A 16,335-nucleotide genomic window follows, 5' to 3' on the forward strand; every position below is an offset into this window, starting at 1 on the left:
TCAAGCGGCTCGGGGCTCCGGACCCGGGGCTCAGCCGCTCCGCGGCGGCAACGGCGGCCTCCGTAGATCCGGGGCCGTGTCGTACGAGGGTGGGGTCGAGGCCGGGTGGGCGGACAGGAGGTCCAGGGCCAGGCGGACCGCGTCGTCGAGGACCGCGTACCTGCCCTCCGCCCAGTCCAGCGGGGTGCGCAGCGCCGTCACGTCCGGTTCCACGCCGTGGTTCTCCACCGACCAGCCGTACGCGTCGAACCAGGCGGCGTTCATCGGCACCGTGATCGACGTGCCGTCGCCGAGCCGGTGGCGGCCGGTCATGCCGACCACCCCGCCCCAGGTCCGCTGGCCCACCACCGGGCCGAGCTTCAGCAGCCGGAACGCGGCGGTGATCATGTCGCCGTCGGACGAGGTCGCCTCGTCGGCGAGGGCGACGACCGGGCCGCGTGGGGCGTTGGAGGCGTAGCTCACCGCCTGGGCGTTGCGGGTCAGGTCCCAGCCGAGGATCTTGCGGGTGAGCTTCTCCACCACCAGCTCGCTGATGTGGCCGCCCGCGTTGCCCCGTACGTCCACGATCAGGGCGGGGCGCGAGACCTCCAGGCGCAGGTCCCGGTTGAACTGGGCCCAGCCGGAGCCGCCCAGGTCCGGGATGTGCAGATAGCCACACTTGCCGCCGCTCAACTCCCGTACGACCTCACGCCGTTTGGCCACCCAGTCCTGGTAGCGCAGCGGGCGCTCGTCCACCAGGGGCAGGATCGCGACCCGGCGCGAGGGACCGCCGCCCGCCGGGGTGAACGTCAGCTCCACCGTCGTACCGCCCGCCGCCTCCAGCAGCGGGAACGGGCCCGTCACCGGATCCACCGGGCGGCCGTCCACGTGGGTGAGGACGGCGCCCTCGCGGATGCCCGTACCGGCCAGCGGGGAGCGGGCCTTGGAGTCGGAGGAGTCGCCGGGCAGGATGCGCTGGACCACCCAAGTACCCTCCCGACAGACTAGGTTGGCGCCGAGCAGGCCGATCGCGCGCTGGTAGTGCGGCGGGCCCTCGTTGCGGCGGGCGGGGGAGACGTACGCGTGCGAGGTGCCCAGCTCGCCCAGGACTTCGCGCAGCAGATCCGCGAACTCGTCCGGTGAGGCGACCCGTTGGACGAGGGGGCGGTACTGGTCCAGGACGCCGTCCCAGTCGATGCCGCACATGTCCGGGTCCCAGAAGTACGAGCGGATGATCCGGCCCGCCTCCCCGTACGCCTGCCGCCACTCCGCCCCCGGGTCCACGTCGTGCAGGATGCGGCGCAGGTCCAGATAGACCGTGGAGTCGCCGTCGCCCGGCTCCGTGGCCGGTACGGCGCGGAGTTCGCCGTCGTCCATCACGACCAGGCGCGAGCAGTCGCCGCTGACCGCGAACCAGTCGAGGTGGCCGACCAGTTCGGTCTTCCGCGCCTTCGCGATGTTGAAGTGCTCCAGGGTGGGGCGCCCCGACATGTCGGCCGGGTTGGCGAACGTCTCGCCCAGCGCCCCCGAGATCGGCCAGCGCAGCCAGACCAGCCCGCCGCCGCTCACGGGGGCGAGCGCCGAGTACTTGGAGGCGGAGACCGGGAACGGCGTCACCCGGCTCTCCAGGCCCTCGAACTCCACCAGGACCGTGGACCCTTCACCCGTACCGACCCCTCCCTCCGGGACGTCTATCGGGTCCAGGCCGCCCGCCGCCGGGCGCCCGTCCGGGGAGAGCGCGAAGGGGGACGGGGTCGCCGACGAGAGCGGCACCAGGTACGGGCGGCAGCCGAGCGGGAAGGAGAGGTCGCCGGTGTGGACGTCGTACACCGGGTCGAAGCCCCGCCAGGACAGGAACGCGAGGTAGCGGCCGTCCTCCGTGAAGACCGGGTTCTCGTCCTCGAAGCGGCCGTTGGTGACGTCCACGATCACCGGGGCGCCGGGGCCGGAGATCCGGGCCAGCTTGATCTGCCGCAGCGAGCGGCCGATGCCCGGGTGCGACCAGGTCAGCCAGGAGCCGTCGGGGGAGAAGGCCAGGTCGCGGACGGGCCCGTTGACCGAGCGGATCAGCTCGGTGAGGCCGGGGTGCTCGTCGACCGGGGCCGCGCTGTCCAGGACCGCCGCGCCGGTCGCCGCGTAGAGGTCGGCGCGGGTGGAGCCGCTGGGAGCGCTGTCCGCCACCTCGGCCACCTCCGGCTCTCCCGTGTCCAGGAGCAGCAGCCGGCCGTCGTTCGAGGCGATAGCGAGGCGTTCGCCGTCCGGGTCGGAGATCATCTCCTGTACGCGGCCGAGCTGCCCCGAGGCGAGCCGGCGCGGGGCCCGGTCGCCGCTGGCGCGCGGCAGGTAGGCGATCTCCACCGCGTCCTCGCCGTCCGCGTCGGTGACGTACGCGACCTGCCCCCCGCTGCCCAGCATCTCCGGCAGCCGCACCCGTACCCCCGGGGTGTCGCTGATGGTGCGGGCGGGGCCGTCGCGGTGGGTGAGCCAGTAGAGGCTGCCGCGCACGGTGACGGCGCTGGCCCGGCCCGTCTCGTCGACGGAGAGCGAGTCGACGTTGCTGGCGGCGGGCACCTGGTGGCGGCGCCGGCCGGTGCGCGGCCCGCCGAGCCGTACCTCCAGCTTGCGCGGCGTGGCGTCCGGCGACTCCAGGTCCTCGACCAGCCAGAGGTCGCCGGCGCACTGGTAGACGACCCGGTGGCCGTCGCTCGCGGCGTTGCGGGCGTAGAAGGCGTCGTGGTCGGTGTGGCGGCGCAGGTCGCTGCCGTCGGTCCGGCAGGAGTAGAGGTTGCCGACGCCCTCGTGGTCGGAGAGGAACGCGATGCGCCGGCCGACGAACATCGGGTTGGCGAGGTGCCCGTCGATGTCCGGCAGCAGCCGCTCGCCGTGCAGCCAGAGGCGGCCCATGGCCCCGCCCCGGTAGCGCTTCCAGGCGGCCGGTTCGTGCGGGGGCGTGCCGGTGAGGAGCAGGGTGCGGCGCTCCCCGTCGAGGTCGGCGACCGCGATGTCGGTGACCGGGCCCCAGGGGAGCCTGCCGCCGGGGCTGCCGTCGGTGGGGACGCTGTAGGCCCAGGAGAAGTACGAGAACGGCTGGTTGTGCGAGGAGACGGCGAGGATGTGGGTGGAGTCGGGCGGATCGGGGGTCCAGCCGCAGACCCGGGCGTCGGTCGAGCCCCAGTGGGTGAGCCGGCGGGCCGGGCCGCCGTCGACCGGGGCGAGGTGGATCTCCGGGTCGAGCGTGCGCCAGGTCGTGTAGGCGATGGAGGTGCCGTCGGGCGAGAAGCGGGGATGGCTGACCCGGGTCCGGTCGACGGTGACCCGCCAGGCCCGTCCCGGCCGGTGGCCGGCGGCGGCGAGCGGCGCGACCCAGAGGTCGTCCTCGGCCGCGAAGCAGAGCATGTCCTGGTGGAGATGGGGAAACCGGAGGTACGCCACGTCATCACTCACCCCCTCATGCTTTCCGCGCGGGAGGCCCGGGGCAACTTGTGGTGCAGCCCACAAGCGAAACGATTTCGTTTCGCTGGACGGGAGGGGTACGGTTCAGGTGTACGAAACGGTTTCGTTCGATGATGAACGGAACGGAACGGATGCGCGGAACACCGAAGCGGTGGACTGACGCACGAGCGGTGGACTGACGCACGAAGGAGGTCGGCACATGGCACGCACCAGGCTGACCCCCGAGCGTGAGGGCGAACTGTACGAATCCGTGCTCGATCTCCTCCGCGAGGTCGGTTACGACGCCCTGACCATGGACGCCATCGCCGCCCGCACCCGGTCCAGCAAGGCCACTCTCTACCGCCAGTGGGGCTCGAAGCCCGAGCTGGTCGCGAAGGCGCTGCGGCACAACAAGCCGGGGAGCCTCGCGGACATCGACACCGGTTCGCTGCGCGGGGACTTCCATGCCGCGCTGAGCCGGACCGACGACTGCCAGATGGAGAAGGACGCCGCGCTGATGCGGGGTCTGAGCCATGCCGTCCATGAGTTCCCCGAGCTGCTCCAGGCCCTGCGTGAGCTGCTGATCGAGCCGGAGATGACCGGCCTCGACCAACTGCTGCAACGGGCGGTGGAGAGGGGTGAGCTGCGTCCGGACAACCCGGCGCTGAAGTACATCCCGCACATGCTGGTCGGCGCGCTGGCCGCCCGGCAGCTGATCGAGGACCGCCCGCTCGACCAGGCGTTCCTCATCGATTACGTGGACTCCGTGATTCTCCCCGCTCTCGGAGTCTGACGTCCCCGCCGCACCACCCGCACGGCCCTCTCCCCGAGGCTTCACCTGACCCCTGACACGCCGCTCTCGTCGTCGGGCCGGTTCCGCACGCCCCATTCCACTCACACGACCTGACCGGGAGTACGCCCTCGTGGCCACTTTCCTCTACAAGCTCGGACGGCTCACCTTCCGCCGCCGCCGCTATGTCGCCCTGATCTGGGTGGCACTGCTGGCGCTCGCCGGATTCGGCGCCGCCTCCGCGTCCACCGCCACCTCCAGCTCCTTCTCCATCCCCGGTACGGAGGCGCAGCGCGCCTTCGACCTGCTGGAACAGCGCTTCCCCGGCTCCAGTGCCGACGGGGCCACCGCCCGGGTCGTCTTCAAGGCGCCCGAGGGCGAGAAGGTGACCGACTCGGCCAACAAGACCGAGATCACCGGCATCGTCGAGGAACTGCAGTCCGGCTCGGACCAGATCGCCTCGGTCGCCGACCCGTTCGAGACCAAGGCGGTGAGCCAGGACGGTTCGACGGCGTACATCTCGGTCGCGTACAAGGTCAACTCCATGGAGCTGACCGACGCGACGACGGACTCGCTGAAGGGCGCGGGCACGGACGCGCAGAACAGCGGCATGAAGGTGGAGATCGGCGGTGACGCGCTCCAGGTCATGCCGCACACCGGGGCCGCCGAGATCATCGGGGTCGCCATCGCCGCCGTCGTCCTGGTCATCACCTTCGGCTCACTGATAGCGGCCGGGCTGCCGCTGCTGACCGCCCTGATCGGGGTCGGCATCGGGGTCTCGCTGATCACGGCCCTCGCCACCGTCCTGGACCTCGGCTCGACCACCTCGACGCTCGCCATGATGATCGGCCTCGCGGTCGGCATCGACTACGCCCTCTTCATCGTCTCCCGCTACCGCGCCGAACTGGCCGAGGGCCGGGAGCGCGAGGAAGCCGCCGGGCGGGCGGTCGGTACGGCCGGCTCCGCCGTCGTCTTCGCGGGCCTGACCGTGGTCATCGCCCTGGTCGGCCTCGCCGTCGTCAACATCCCGATGCTGACGAAGATGGGCTTCGCCGCCGCCGGTACGGTCGCGATCGCCGTGGTCATCGCCCTCACCCTCGTCCCGGCCCTGCTGGGCTTCGCGGGCAAGCGGGTCATGGGCCGCAAGGCGCGCAAGGCCGCCGAGGCGGAGAACCGCCCCGAGGCCAAGCCGAACATGGGCACCCGCTGGGCACGGTTCGTGCTGCGCCGCCCGGTCTGGGTCCTGCTGGTCGGCGTCCTCGGCCTCGGCGTCATCGCCGTACCGGCCGCCTCGCTGGAGATGGGCCTGCCCGACGACGGCGCCCAGCCGAAGTCGACCACGCAGCGCCAGGCGTACGACACCCTCTCCGAGGGCTTCGGCCCCGGGTTCAACGGCCCGCTGATGATCGTCATGGACGGCAAGGGCAGCTCCGACGCGAAGGGCGCGGCCGAGCGGGTCCGCGAGGAGATCGAAGGGCTCGGTGTCGTCACCGTCACCCCGGCCACGTTCAACAAGGCCGGCGACACCGCGATGATCACGGTCATCCCGAAGGACCGGCCGTCCTCGCACGCCACGGAGGAGGTCGTCCACGACATCCGTGACGCGGGCAAGGACATCAAGGCGGACACCGGGGCCGAGGTCCTGGTCACCGGCGCCACCGCGATGAACATCGACTTCTCGCAGAAGATGAACGACGCGCTGCTGCCCTACCTGGCACTCGTCGTCGGCCTCGCGTTCCTGCTGCTGATGCTGGTCTTCCGCTCGATCCTCGTCCCGCTGAAGGCGGCCCTCGGCTTCCTGCTCTCGGTGGTCGCGGCGCTCGGCGCGGTCGTCGCGGTCTTCCAGTGGGGCTGGCTCGGCTCGCTCTTCGGGGTCGAGCAGACCGGTCCGATCATGAGCATGATGCCGATCTTCATGGTCGGTGTGGTCTTCGGTCTCGCGATGGACTACGAGGTCTTCCTCGTCACCCGGATGCGCGAGGCGTACGTCCACGGCGAGAGCCCCGGCCAGGCCGTCGTGACCGGCTTCAAGCACGGCGCCCGGGTGGTCACGGCGGCGGCCGTGATCATGATGGCGGTCTTCGCGGGCTTCATCGGCTCCAGCGAGCAGATGATCAAGATGATCGGCTTCTCGCTCGCCATCGCCGTCCTGTTCGACGCGTTCGTGGTGCGCATGGCGATCGTGCCGGCCGTCCTCGCCCTGCTGGGCCGGAAGGCCTGGTGGCTGCCGCGCTGGCTGGACCGGGCGCTGCCCAACGTGGACGTGGAGGGCGAGAAGCTGCAGAAGCAGTTGACGGACGAGCCCGCCGACTCCGGTTCCGGTTCCGGTTCCGAGGGCGGTGACGGCGGCGAGCGCGAGCTCGTACGCGTCTGAGGCCCGCCCAGGTCGTCTGGATCAGTCGTCCGGATGAGCTGTACGGGGGCTCCGTCGAGCCGTTCGAGTCCCCTTCGAACCCCGGGGCCGCGTCTGAGCGGAGCGCGGCCCCGGAAGCGCCGGTTACCTGTGGGGACGGGGGACCGGGGCACAGAGAAGGCCCCCGTGCGATGAGCACGGGGGCCTTCCTGCTGTGGGCGATCAGGAGGGGGCAGCCGGCGCCCCGGCCTGGTGGGGGAGGCCGGCGCCGCCCCGCGATCAGTAGGCCGCCCCGCGATCAGTGCGCTGCCGGGTCGCGGCGGAAGAGCGACTTCGACCACAGGTAGCCGAGCACGGCCAGGGCCACGCTCCAGCCGACGGCGAGCCAGCCGTTGTGGCCGATCTCGGTGCCGAGCAGCAGGCCGCGCACGGTCTCGATGACCGGGGTGAAGGGCTGGTACTCGGCGATCGGCCGGAACCAGCCCGGCATGGTGTCCGCCGGGATGAAGGCGCTGGAGATGAGCGGCAGCAGGATCAGCGGCTGGGCGCTGTTGGCGGCCGCCTCCGCGTTCGGGCTGGCCATGCCCATCCCGACCGCGATCCAGGTGAGCGCCAGGGCGAACAGGGTGATCAGGCCGAAGGCGGCCAGCCACTCCGGGGCGGTGGCGTCGACGGACCGGAAGCCGATGGCCACGGCCACGCCGCCGACGACGACGAGGCTGGCGAGGACCTGCAGCACGCTGCCGACGACGTGTCCGATGACCACGGAGCCGCGGTGGATCGCCATGGTGCGGAAGCGGGCGATGATGCCCTCGGTCATATCGGTGGAGACGGACACCGCCGCCCCGATCACGGTGGAGCCGATGGTCACCATCAAGATGCCCGGGACGATGTAGGCGATGTAGTCGGAGCGGTCCCCGCCCCCTATGCCCGCGCTCATCACGTCGCCGAAGATGTAGACGAAGAGCAGCAGGAGCATGACCGGTGTGAGGAGCAGGTTGAGGGTGAGGGACGGATAGCGCCGGACGTGCAGGAGGTTGCGGCGCAGCATGGTGGTGGTGTCGCGGGCGGCGAGGGAGAGGGCGCTCATCGGACGTTCTCCTTGGGCTGGTTCTGGTTCTGGTTCTGGTTCGGGATGTCGGGGCCGGTCAGGGCGAAGAACACGTCGTCGAGGTCAGGGGTGTGCACGGTCAGTTCGTCCGCCTGGACGCCGGCGGAGTCCAGCCGGTCGAGGACGGCGCGGAGCTCGCGCTGGCTGCCGTCGCTGGGGATCCGCAGGGTGAGAGCCCCGTCGTCCCGGGTGCTCCCGCGCAGAGCCCCGGCGGCGCTCCGGTAGGCGTCCGGGTCGGTGAAGCGGAGCTGGACATGACCGCCGGGGACGAGCCGCTTGAGTTCCTCGGCGCTCCCCTCGGCGGCGATCCGCCCGCCGTTCAGTACCGCGATACGGTCGGCGAGCTGGTCGGCCTCCTCCAGGTACTGGGTGGTGAGGAAGACGGTGGTGCCGCCGGAGACCAGCCCGCGGATGATCTGCCACATGGTGTGGCGGCTCCGGGGGTCGAGGCCGGTGGTCGGCTCGTCGAGGAAGATGATCCGCGGGCTGCCGACGAGGGTCATGGCGATGTCCAGGCGGCGTTTCATGCCGCCGGAGTAGGTGGAGGCGGGCTTCTTCGCGGCGTCCACCAGGTCGAAGCGCTCCAGCAGTTCGGCGGCGACCCGCCGCCCCTCGGGCCGGGGCAGGTGGTGCAGGTCGGCCATGAGGAGCATGTTCTCCTCGCCGGTGATCAGCCCGTCGACGGCGGAGAACTGGCCGGTGACACCGATCGCGGCGCGGACCGCCTGCGGGTCGGCGGCCAGGTCGTGGCCCCCGACCCGGATCGCGCCGGAGCTCGCGTCGGGGGTGACGAGGGTGGAGAGGATCTTCACGGCGGTGGTCTTGCCCGCGCCGTTCGGGCCGAGCAGGGCGAAGACCGTGCCCGCCGGGACGGTCAGGTCGATGCCGTCCAGGACGGTCTTCTCGCCGTACGACTTCCGCAGCCCGGTCGCCGCGATGGCCGGATGAGTCATGGTCGCTTCTCCTTGGTGGGTACGGGTCAGAGGCTGCGTGCGGTGATGTCGCCGTGGGAGGTGGTGGCGCGGATGTCGAGTTCGGCGGTGCCGTCGTTCCTGAGGGCGTTGCTGACGCGGCCGGCACCGGTCCCGGCGTCCAGGGCGGCCGGGACGCCGGCCGCGGCGGCGATCGAGATGTCGCCGGACCGCGTGCGGAGCGCGACCGTGCCGCGCACGGCCTCGGCGATCCGGATGTCCCCCCGCGTGGTGGTGATCTCCGCGGGGCCGCTCAGCCGGCCGATCTCGACGTCGCCCTCGACCGCGGTGAGGCGGACGCCGTCCGCCTCGTCGATCTTGATCCGGCGGTAGGCGCCGTCGAAGGCGACCGCGCCGAGGCGTCCGACGCCGCGGAGTTCGGTGGCTTCCGCGTGTGCCTCCACGTGGGAGCCGGCGGGCAGTTGGACGGTCACCTCGACCGAGCCGGAGTGCCCGATGAGCCGCTTCTCGGGGGCCTTCGCGGTGATGCGCAGGACGCCCTCGCCGAAGGTGACCTCGACCCGCTCCGCGGCCTTCACGTCCCGGCTCCGGGATGCGTCGAAGGGGAGGACCTCGACCGTGGCGTCGGTCCGGTCGGCCGCGATGAGCTGGATGCGTCCGACGGGGATGTCGAGGACGGCGGTGATCGGGGCGGTGGTGGTGGCGGTGGTGGTGAACTTTCGCATCGCGCTCTCCTGGGGCTCGTCGTTTCCGATGAGCGAAAAGCTACGTTGCGTTTATGGATTGCTCAACAGACTAGTTGCGATGGAAGCCCATTCTTGCAGCTCAAAGTCGCAATTTCGTTGCAATGCCGCTCTCGATTAATGCAACGACGGTGCACGCTTCGTTGCAATGAAGTGAAGGTGAACGCTATAGTCAGGGTTCCGTGACCATGAAGGAGGAGGCCCGATGCCGGGAGGCAGGCTCACTCAGCAGGAACGTCAGCAGATCGCGCTGGGGCTGGCCGACGGTCTCGCCTACGCGGAGATCGCGAGGCGTCTGGACCGTCCGACCTCGACCGTCACGCGTGAGGTGATGCGCAACGGCGGCCCCACCGCCTACCGTGCCGAGCTGGCCCACCGAGCCACCGAGCGCCGCGCGCACCGGCGGAAGCGGGCCGCGCCACAGGAGCCGCAGGTGTCGGTCCAGCCGTACGGGCGCGATGCCGATGCCGTACGCGAGTTCGAGGAGGTGTTCGCCACGGCCATGATGGAGTCGGGTATGCCGTTGATGATGGCGCGGGTGTTGGCCTGCCTCACCCTCACCGACTCCGGCAGCCTCACCGCGCAGGAGCTCGCCCGGCGCCTCCAGGTCAGCCCGGCATCCGTCTCCAAGGCGGTCGCGTTCCTCGACAGTCAGGGCATGGTCCGCCGGGAGCGCGACGAACGCCGCCGCGAGCGCTACACCGTCGACGACGAGATCTGGTACCGGTCGATGATGGTCGGCATCCAGACCACGGCCCAGGTCGTCGAGACCGCGCGGCAGGGTGTCGGCGTGCTCGGCGTCGGCACTCCGGCCGCCGCCCGCCTGGAGGGCGTCGCCCGCTTCCTCGACTTCGTCTCGGAGGCGATGGCCCGGGCCGCGGAGCAGGCGCGCGAGGTCCTCCACACGTCCGCGCTGTCGGGCCGTCAGGCCTCATCGGCGTCGCGGGAGGAAGCGGAAGGCTCCGCCGGGCCGGGACCGGAACGCGGATAGGCGGCCCCGAACGGGGCCGCCCATCAGTGCTCCGGGGTCGCCGTTCAGCCGCGGGCCGGCTGGGCGCCCCGCTCCGGGCGGGCGCCCTTCTCCGGGTGGGTGCCCTTCTCCGGGCTGGCGCCCCTCTCCTGCGTGACGCCCTGGTCGGGGCGGGTCGTGCGGGACGGCGGCTGCGGTTCGCGGCTGCCGTCCGGTGGCGCCGCCGGTGTCTGCGTACGGGTCCGGGCGAGGAAGCGGATCAGCGTCCGGATCTCGAACTGGAACACCTCGACCCCGTCCGTCGAGTGCAGCTCCACGATCAGTTGCGTACGGCCGCAGGGCCAGACGCGGACGGCGCCGCGCTCGATGGGGGTGCGCAGGCCGCGTTCCAGGAGGTCGCGGCCGAACGCCCAGTCGGTGCCGTCGGGCAGTCCTATGTGGACGGTGCGCCGTTCGTCGGCCGGGTCGTAGCGCAGGTCGACCGGGACCGGACGGGTCAGGGGGCCATCGGTGATGAGCCGGGCACGTGCGTGTTCTTCGATCACAGGGGACATAGGCCGGCTCCTCCTATATGTGTCGCTCTGCCCTCTAATGTCCCATATTTCGCGGAAGTGGCACGGTGAGCGCCCGCCCACCGTGACCCTGGGTGCATCCGTGGCCCTGGGCGCATCTCGACTGCCGGACTCCCGCTCTTGCGCACGGTTCGCAAGAGAGCACTATTATTGATGGGTTCATGACCCCGCCCGCAGAGCCGCGTCCACGCGGACGCGGACACCGTGCGGAACCGCAGGAAGCGGAGCCTCCCCATGCATGTACCCGATGGATTCATCGATGCACCTGTCTCCGTAGCCGCCGGGGTGTTCGCCGCCGGCGCGGTCGCCGTCAGCCTGCGCGGCGCGCGCCGTGAACTGGACGAGCGCACCGCACCGCTCGCCGGACTGGTGGCCGCGTTCATCTTCGCCGTACAGATGCTGAACTTCCCGGTGGCCGCCGGTACCAGCGGCCACCTGATGGGAGGGGCGCTGGCCGCGATCCTTGTCGGGCCGTACACGGCGGTGCTCTGCTTGTCGGTGGTGCTGCTGATGCAGGGGATCTTCTTCGCGGACGGCGGCCTCACCGCGCTCGGCGTGAACATCACCGTCATGGGTGTGGTCACCGTCGTCGTCGCGTACGGCCTGTTCCGTCTGCTCACCGGCCTCCTGCCGCGCACGCGCCGGTCCGCGACCGCCGCGGCGTTCGTCGCCGCGCTGGTCTCCGTACCCGCGTCGGCCGCCGCGTTCACGCTGCTCTACTGGATCGGCGGCACCACCGACATCCCGATCGGCAAGGTGTTCACGGCCATGGTCGGCGTGCACGTCCTGATCGGGATCGGTGAGGCGGTCATCACCGCGCTGACCGTCGGCGCCGTCCTCGCCGTCCGCCCCGACCTCGTCCACGGCGTCCAGGGCCTGGCCGCGCCCCTCAAACTCCGGGTCGACGGCGAACTGGTCGACGCCCCGGCCGCCACCCGTGAGCCCGAGCCGGCCACCGCACACCGGTCCACCCGCGGCTTCTGGATCACCGGCCTGGTCTCGGCCTTCCTCCTCGCCGGGTTCGTCTCCTTCTACGCCTCCGCCAACCCGGACGGCCTGGAACGGGTCGCCGCCGACCAGGGCATCGACGAGAAGGTGGAGGAGCACGGCGCGGCCGACTCCCCGCTCGCCGACTACGGGGTCGGCGACATCGCGAACGCCCGGCTCTCCGGCGGCCTCGCCGGCGTGATCGGCGTCAGCGCCACGGTGGTCGTGGGCACCGGCGTCTTCTGGGTGGTGCGCCGGCGCAAGGAGGAGCCCGGCGACGTGCCCCGCGACCGCGATCACGAGAACGCCTGACATGGGAGCCGGCCACGCCCACAAGCTCTACCGGCACGGCCACAGCCCGGTCCACCGGCTGCCCCCGCACTGCAAACTGGCCGCCGTCTTCGGCTTCGTGCTCGTGGTCGTCTGCACCCCGCGCGAGGCGATGTGGGCCTTCGGCCTGTACGCGGCGCTCCTCGCCGCCGTCGCCGTGGTGGCGAGGATCCCGCCCGGCTTCCTGTTGAAGCGCCTGCTCATCGAGGTGCCGTTCGTCGCGTTCGCGCTGCTCATGCCGTTCGTGGTCCCCGGTGAGCAGACAGACGTCCTCGGCGTCTCCGTCAGCGTCCCGGGCCTCTGGGGCGCCTGGAACGTGCTGGCCAAGGCCACCCTCGGCGTCGCCGCCTCGGTGCTCCTGGCCTCCACCACCGAGCTGCGAGCCGTCCTGCTGGGCCTCCAGCGCCTCAAGCTGCCCCCGCTGCTGGTCCAGATCGCGTCGTTCATGATCCGGTACGGGGACGTCATCACCGACGAGATGCGGCGCATGTCGATCGCCCGCCGCTCCCGGGGGTTCGAGGCGCGCGGCGTACGGCAGTGGGGCGTCCTGGCGACCTCCATGGGCGCGCTGTTCATCCGCTCGTACGAGCGTGGCGAACGCGTCCACCTCGCCATGGTCAGCCGGGGGTACGCGGGCGCGATGCCGGTGATCGACCAGGTGACGGCGGACCGGACCCAATGGGCGTACGCGGCGACGCTCCCCGTACTCGCGCTGGCGATCTGTCTGCTGGGATGGACCCTGTGACCCTTTCCCCGAAGGATGCCCGGACCGCCGCCCCGTCGCTCGACGTCAGCGGCCTCGCCTACGCCTACCCCGACGGCCACCAGGCCCTCTTCGGGGTGAACCTCACCGTGGCGCGCGGCGAGCGGGTCGCGGTCCTCGGCCCCAACGGCGCGGGCAAGACCACGCTCGTCCTGCACCTTAACGGCATCCTGGAGGCGGGCTCGGGCACGGTCCACGTCGCCGGGCTCCCGGTGGCCAAGCGGAACCTGGCGGAGATCCGGCGCCGGGTGGGCATCGTCTTCCAGGACCCGGACGATCAGCTCTTCATGCCCACGGTCCGCGAGGACGTCGCGTTCGGCCCGGCCGCGGCGGGCCTGCGCGGCCCCGAGCTGGAGGAGCGGGTGGTGCGGGCGCTGACGCAGGTGGGGATGGAGGAGTACGTGGCCCGCCCGCCGCACCACCTCTCCTTCGGCCAGCGCCGCCGCGTCGCCGTGGCGACCGTCCTCGCGATGGAGCCGGAGATCCTGGTCCTGGACGAGCCCTCGTCCAACCTGGACCCGGCCTCGCGCCGCGAACTGGCCGACATCCTGCGCTCGTTGGACGTGACGGTGCTGATGGTCACGCACGACCTGCCGTACGCGCTGGAGCTCTGCCCGCGCGCGGTGATCCTCAGCGAGGGCGTGATCGCGGCCGACGGCCGTACGCAGGAGCTGCTCTGCGACGGGGAGTTGATGCGGGCGCACCGGCTGGAGCTGCCGTTCGGCTTCGACCCGAGGTCGGTGACGGTTCCGTCGCCGTAAACAGCTCGTGACAGCCTGAGAAGACCCGCGACCCGCCCACCGCGCACCTGGCCCGGCCGTGCACCATGGAGGGATGAGCGAGGGCGTGGGCGCGGTGGCGGGGACAGAGGCAGGCAGGGACGTGGACGTACGGGGCACGGTGGCCCCCGGGTTCGAACCGGTCCGGGACGCCTTCGTCCGTAACTTCGAGCAACGGGGCGAGCGCGGAGCGGCCGTCGCCGTCTACCGCGACGGGCGCAAGGTCGTCGACCTGTGGGCCGGTACGAGAGACGTGGACGGCACCGAACCGTGGGCCGTCGACACCGTCCAGGTCGTGCGCTCGGCGGGCAAGGGCATCGCCGCCGCCGTCCCCCTCCTCCTCCACCAGCGCGGTCAGGTGGACCTGGACGCCCCGGTCTCCACGTACTGGCCGGAGTTCAAGGCGAACGGCAAGGAACGCGTCCTGGTCCGCGACCTCCTGGCCCACCGCGCCGGGGTCCCGGCCCTGGACCGCGCCCTCACGCCCGCCGAGGCCGCGGACGGGGTCACCGGTCCTGCGGCCGTCGCCGCGCAGCGCCCGGAGTGGGAGCCGGGCACGGACCACGGCTACCACGCCCAGACGTACAGCTGGCTCATCGGCGAACTGGTCCGCCGCGCCACCGGCCGCACCATCGGCCGCTGGATCGCGGAGGAGATCGCGCGCCCGCTCGGCCTGGACTTCTGGTTCGGGCTTCCGCCCGACGAGGCCCACCGCATCGGCCGCATCGGCCCGGTGGAGCCCCCGGCCACCACCACCGCCGCCTCCGGCGCCCTGCGCGTCCGCCCCAAGCGCTCGGTGGTCGACGCCTACCGCGACCCGGACTCGCTCACCCGCCGTGCCTTCGGCGCGATCGACCCGCTCCCCGACGAGAACGACGCCGCCTACCGTACGGCGGAACTCCCCGCCTCGGGCGGCATCGCGACCGCCCGGGGCCTGGCCCACTGCTACGCCGCGATGATCGGCCCGGTCGACGGCCACCGCCGCCTCTTCGCCCCCGCGACCCTCACCCTGGCCCGCACGGAGGAGTCGGCGGGCCCGGACCGGGTCCTGGTGGTCAGCACCCGCTTCGGCCTGGGCTACATGCTGCACGGCCCGGCGGCGCCGCTGCTGGGCCCCGGCTCGTTCGGCCACCCGGGCCGGGGCGGCTCGCTCGCCTTCGCCGACCCCGAATCCGGCATCGCGCTGGGTTACGTCACCAACGGCCTCCAGAAGGGAGTCACCGCGGACCCCCGTGCCCAGGCGCTGGTCAGAGCAGTACGGTCGGCGCTATGACACCTGAAACGCCTGTGACTCCAGCCCGCTTCGATGGCTACAGCGTCCTGATCACCGCCGCCGGCCAGGGCATCGGCGCGGCAACGGCCCACCGCCTGGCGGCGGAAGGCGCCAAGGTCCTCGTCACCGACCTGGAGGCCGGGCGCGCGTCCGACACGGCGGCGGCGATACGCGAGGCGGGCCACGCGGCCGACTCGCTGGCCTGCGACGTGGCGGACCGTACGGCGGTGGAGGCGGCGGTGGCGTACGCGGTCGAGACCTTCGGCGGCCTGGACGTCCTGGTCAACAACGCGTACGCGGCGGGCCAGGACGAGCGGCTCTTCGAGGACGAGTCGGACGAGATCTGGGAACGCGATCTGGACATCACCCTCTCCGGCCCGTTCCGCTGCGCCCGCGCCGCGTTGCCGCACCTGGTGGCCTCGGGCCGGGGCGCGATCGTCACCATCGGCTCGGTCAACGGCGAGCAGGACTTCGGCGGCCACGCGTACAGCGCCGCGAAGGCGGGCCTGACCAGCCTGACCCGTACGCTGGCGGGCCACGCGGGCCCGCGCGGCGTACGGGTCAACCTGGTGGCCCCGGGCACGATCCGCACGGCGGCCTGGTCGGGCCGCGACGCGGAGCTGGAACGAGCAGCCGCGCTCTACCCTCTCGGCCGGGTCGGCACCCCCGAGGACATCGCGTCGGCCGTCGCCTTCCTCGCCTCCGCCGACGCGTCGTGGATCACGGGGACGACGCTGCGGGTGGACGGCGGGATCCTGGCGGTGAACACGGGCTTCCGCCAGGCGATGGCGCAGCCGTAAATCCGTAGCCCGGCGCCGCACGGGGGACCTACCCTCCCCGCATGATCATCTCGTACGACCGCACCGACAAGGCGGGCCGCCCCGTCACCCTCCACGAGGTGGACGCGGACAACTGGCGGGCGGTCGCCGACTGCGCCCCGCGCGACGACCAGCGCGACTGGGTTCCGGCGCTGGCGGCCCGCTACCTCGTCCTGACGGCCCGCGAGGACACCTGGAACTCCCTGGCGGTCCTGGCCGGCGACGAGGTGACCGGCCACATCATGTGGGCGCGGGACGAGGACGGCTCGTACTGGATGGGCGGCATGCTGATCGACGCCGCCCACCAGGGCCGAGGCATCGGCGCAGCCGCCGTACGCACGTTGACGACGTGGCTGTCGGCCCGCGTCGGCTGCACAGCGGTCCGCCTCTCCTACGCCCCGTCCAACGAGGCCGCCGCCCACCTTTACGAGGCGCTCGGCTTCCGGCCGACGGGGGTGGAGGAGGACGGCGAGGTGGTGGCGGAGTGGGCGTAGGGGGGGGGT

At 72.0% G+C, this 16,335-nt stretch carries 14 protein-coding genes; 9 read left to right on the top strand and 5 right to left on the bottom strand.

Going from position 1 to position 16,335, the window contains the following annotated elements; translation table 11 throughout:
- Positions 1-30: 30 nt before the first annotated feature.
- The gene (locus ACFWRT_RS21800; RefSeq protein ID WP_380950251.1) at positions 31-3,423 is read right to left on the bottom strand and encodes a S41 family peptidase; all 3,393 of its coding nucleotides are present in this window, start codon (positions 3,421-3,423) and stop codon (positions 31-33) included.
- A gap of 208 nt (positions 3,424-3,631) precedes the next feature.
- Here ACFWRT_RS21800 and ACFWRT_RS21805 point away from each other — a divergent pair, with 208 nt between their 5' ends.
- Positions 3,632-4,204, top strand: a complete 573-nt coding sequence (locus tag ACFWRT_RS21805) for a TetR/AcrR family transcriptional regulator (protein WP_380950250.1) — start codon at positions 3,632-3,634, stop codon at positions 4,202-4,204.
- A 130-nt stretch (positions 4,205-4,334) separates the two neighbouring features.
- Positions 4,335-6,575 (top strand): MMPL family transporter, encoded by a 2,241-nt coding sequence (locus ACFWRT_RS21810; protein ID WP_380950249.1) that lies wholly within the window; start codon positions 4,335-4,337, stop codon positions 6,573-6,575.
- Positions 6,576-6,852: 277 nt separating this feature from the next.
- On the opposite strand, the gene ACFWRT_RS21815 is transcribed toward ACFWRT_RS21810, so the two are convergent.
- From ACFWRT_RS21815 to ACFWRT_RS21825, 3 genes are read right to left on the bottom strand one after another with little or no spacing between them, the layout of a single operon-like run.
- Positions 6,853-7,644, bottom strand: a complete 792-nt coding sequence (locus ACFWRT_RS21815) for an ABC transporter permease (RefSeq protein ID WP_380950248.1) — start codon at positions 7,642-7,644, stop codon at positions 6,853-6,855.
- On the bottom strand, positions 7,641-8,618 hold the full coding sequence (locus tag ACFWRT_RS21820) for an ATP-binding cassette domain-containing protein (RefSeq protein ID WP_380950247.1): 978 nt from the start codon (positions 8,616-8,618) through the stop codon (positions 7,641-7,643). The genes ACFWRT_RS21815 and ACFWRT_RS21820 overlap by 4 nt, the downstream gene beginning before the upstream one ends.
- Positions 8,619-8,644: 26 nt before the next feature.
- Positions 8,645-9,322, bottom strand: a complete 678-nt coding sequence (locus tag ACFWRT_RS21825; RefSeq protein ID WP_380950246.1) for a DUF4097 family beta strand repeat-containing protein — start codon at positions 9,320-9,322, stop codon at positions 8,645-8,647.
- Positions 9,323-9,545: 223 nt separating this feature from the next.
- Here ACFWRT_RS21825 and ACFWRT_RS21830 point away from each other — a divergent pair, with 223 nt between their 5' ends.
- Positions 9,546-10,331, top strand: coding sequence for a GbsR/MarR family transcriptional regulator (locus ACFWRT_RS21830; protein WP_380950245.1), 786 nt, complete (start codon positions 9,546-9,548; stop codon positions 10,329-10,331).
- A gap of 44 nt (positions 10,332-10,375) precedes the next feature.
- Here ACFWRT_RS21830 and ACFWRT_RS21835 read toward each other — a convergent pair whose 3' ends face one another.
- The gene (locus ACFWRT_RS21835; protein WP_380950244.1) at positions 10,376-10,864 is read right to left on the bottom strand and encodes an SsgA family sporulation/cell division regulator; all 489 of its coding nucleotides are present in this window, start codon (positions 10,862-10,864) and stop codon (positions 10,376-10,378) included.
- Positions 10,865-11,116: 252 nt separating this feature from the next.
- Between ACFWRT_RS21835 and ACFWRT_RS21840 the strand changes: the two genes are divergently transcribed.
- From ACFWRT_RS21840 to ACFWRT_RS21865, 6 genes are all read left to right on the top strand, one after another.
- Positions 11,117-12,181, top strand: coding sequence for an energy-coupling factor ABC transporter permease (locus ACFWRT_RS21840; protein ID WP_380950243.1), 1,065 nt, complete (start codon positions 11,117-11,119; stop codon positions 12,179-12,181).
- A gap of 1 nt (position 12,182) precedes the next feature.
- A complete protein-coding gene (cbiQ, locus tag ACFWRT_RS21845; protein ID WP_380950242.1) occupies positions 12,183-12,944 on the top strand; it encodes a cobalt ECF transporter T component CbiQ in 762 nt (253 codons plus the stop codon).
- On the top strand, positions 12,932-13,723 hold the full coding sequence (locus tag ACFWRT_RS21850; RefSeq protein WP_380950241.1) for an energy-coupling factor ABC transporter ATP-binding protein: 792 nt from the start codon (positions 12,932-12,934) through the stop codon (positions 13,721-13,723). The genes cbiQ and ACFWRT_RS21850 overlap by 13 nt, the downstream gene beginning before the upstream one ends.
- A 121-nt stretch (positions 13,724-13,844) precedes the next feature.
- Positions 13,845-15,014: a serine hydrolase domain-containing protein gene (locus ACFWRT_RS21855; protein WP_380950374.1), complete on the top strand. Its 1,170-nt coding sequence runs from the start codon at positions 13,845-13,847 to the stop codon at positions 15,012-15,014.
- Entirely contained in the window at positions 15,011-15,814 is an 804-nt protein-coding gene (locus tag ACFWRT_RS21860) for an SDR family NAD(P)-dependent oxidoreductase (protein WP_380950240.1), read from the top strand. Before ACFWRT_RS21855 ends, ACFWRT_RS21860 begins: the two co-directional genes overlap by 4 nt.
- Before the next feature lie 41 nt (positions 15,815-15,855).
- A complete protein-coding gene (locus ACFWRT_RS21865; RefSeq protein WP_380950239.1) occupies positions 15,856-16,326 on the top strand; it encodes a GNAT family N-acetyltransferase in 471 nt (156 codons plus the stop codon).
- Positions 16,327-16,335: the final 9 nt, after the last annotated feature.

Source organism: Streptomyces cyaneofuscatus (assembly GCF_042718795.1).
In the GTDB taxonomy this organism is placed as follows: Bacteria; Actinomycetota; Actinomycetes; order Streptomycetales; family Streptomycetaceae; genus Streptomyces; species Streptomyces cyaneofuscatus_A.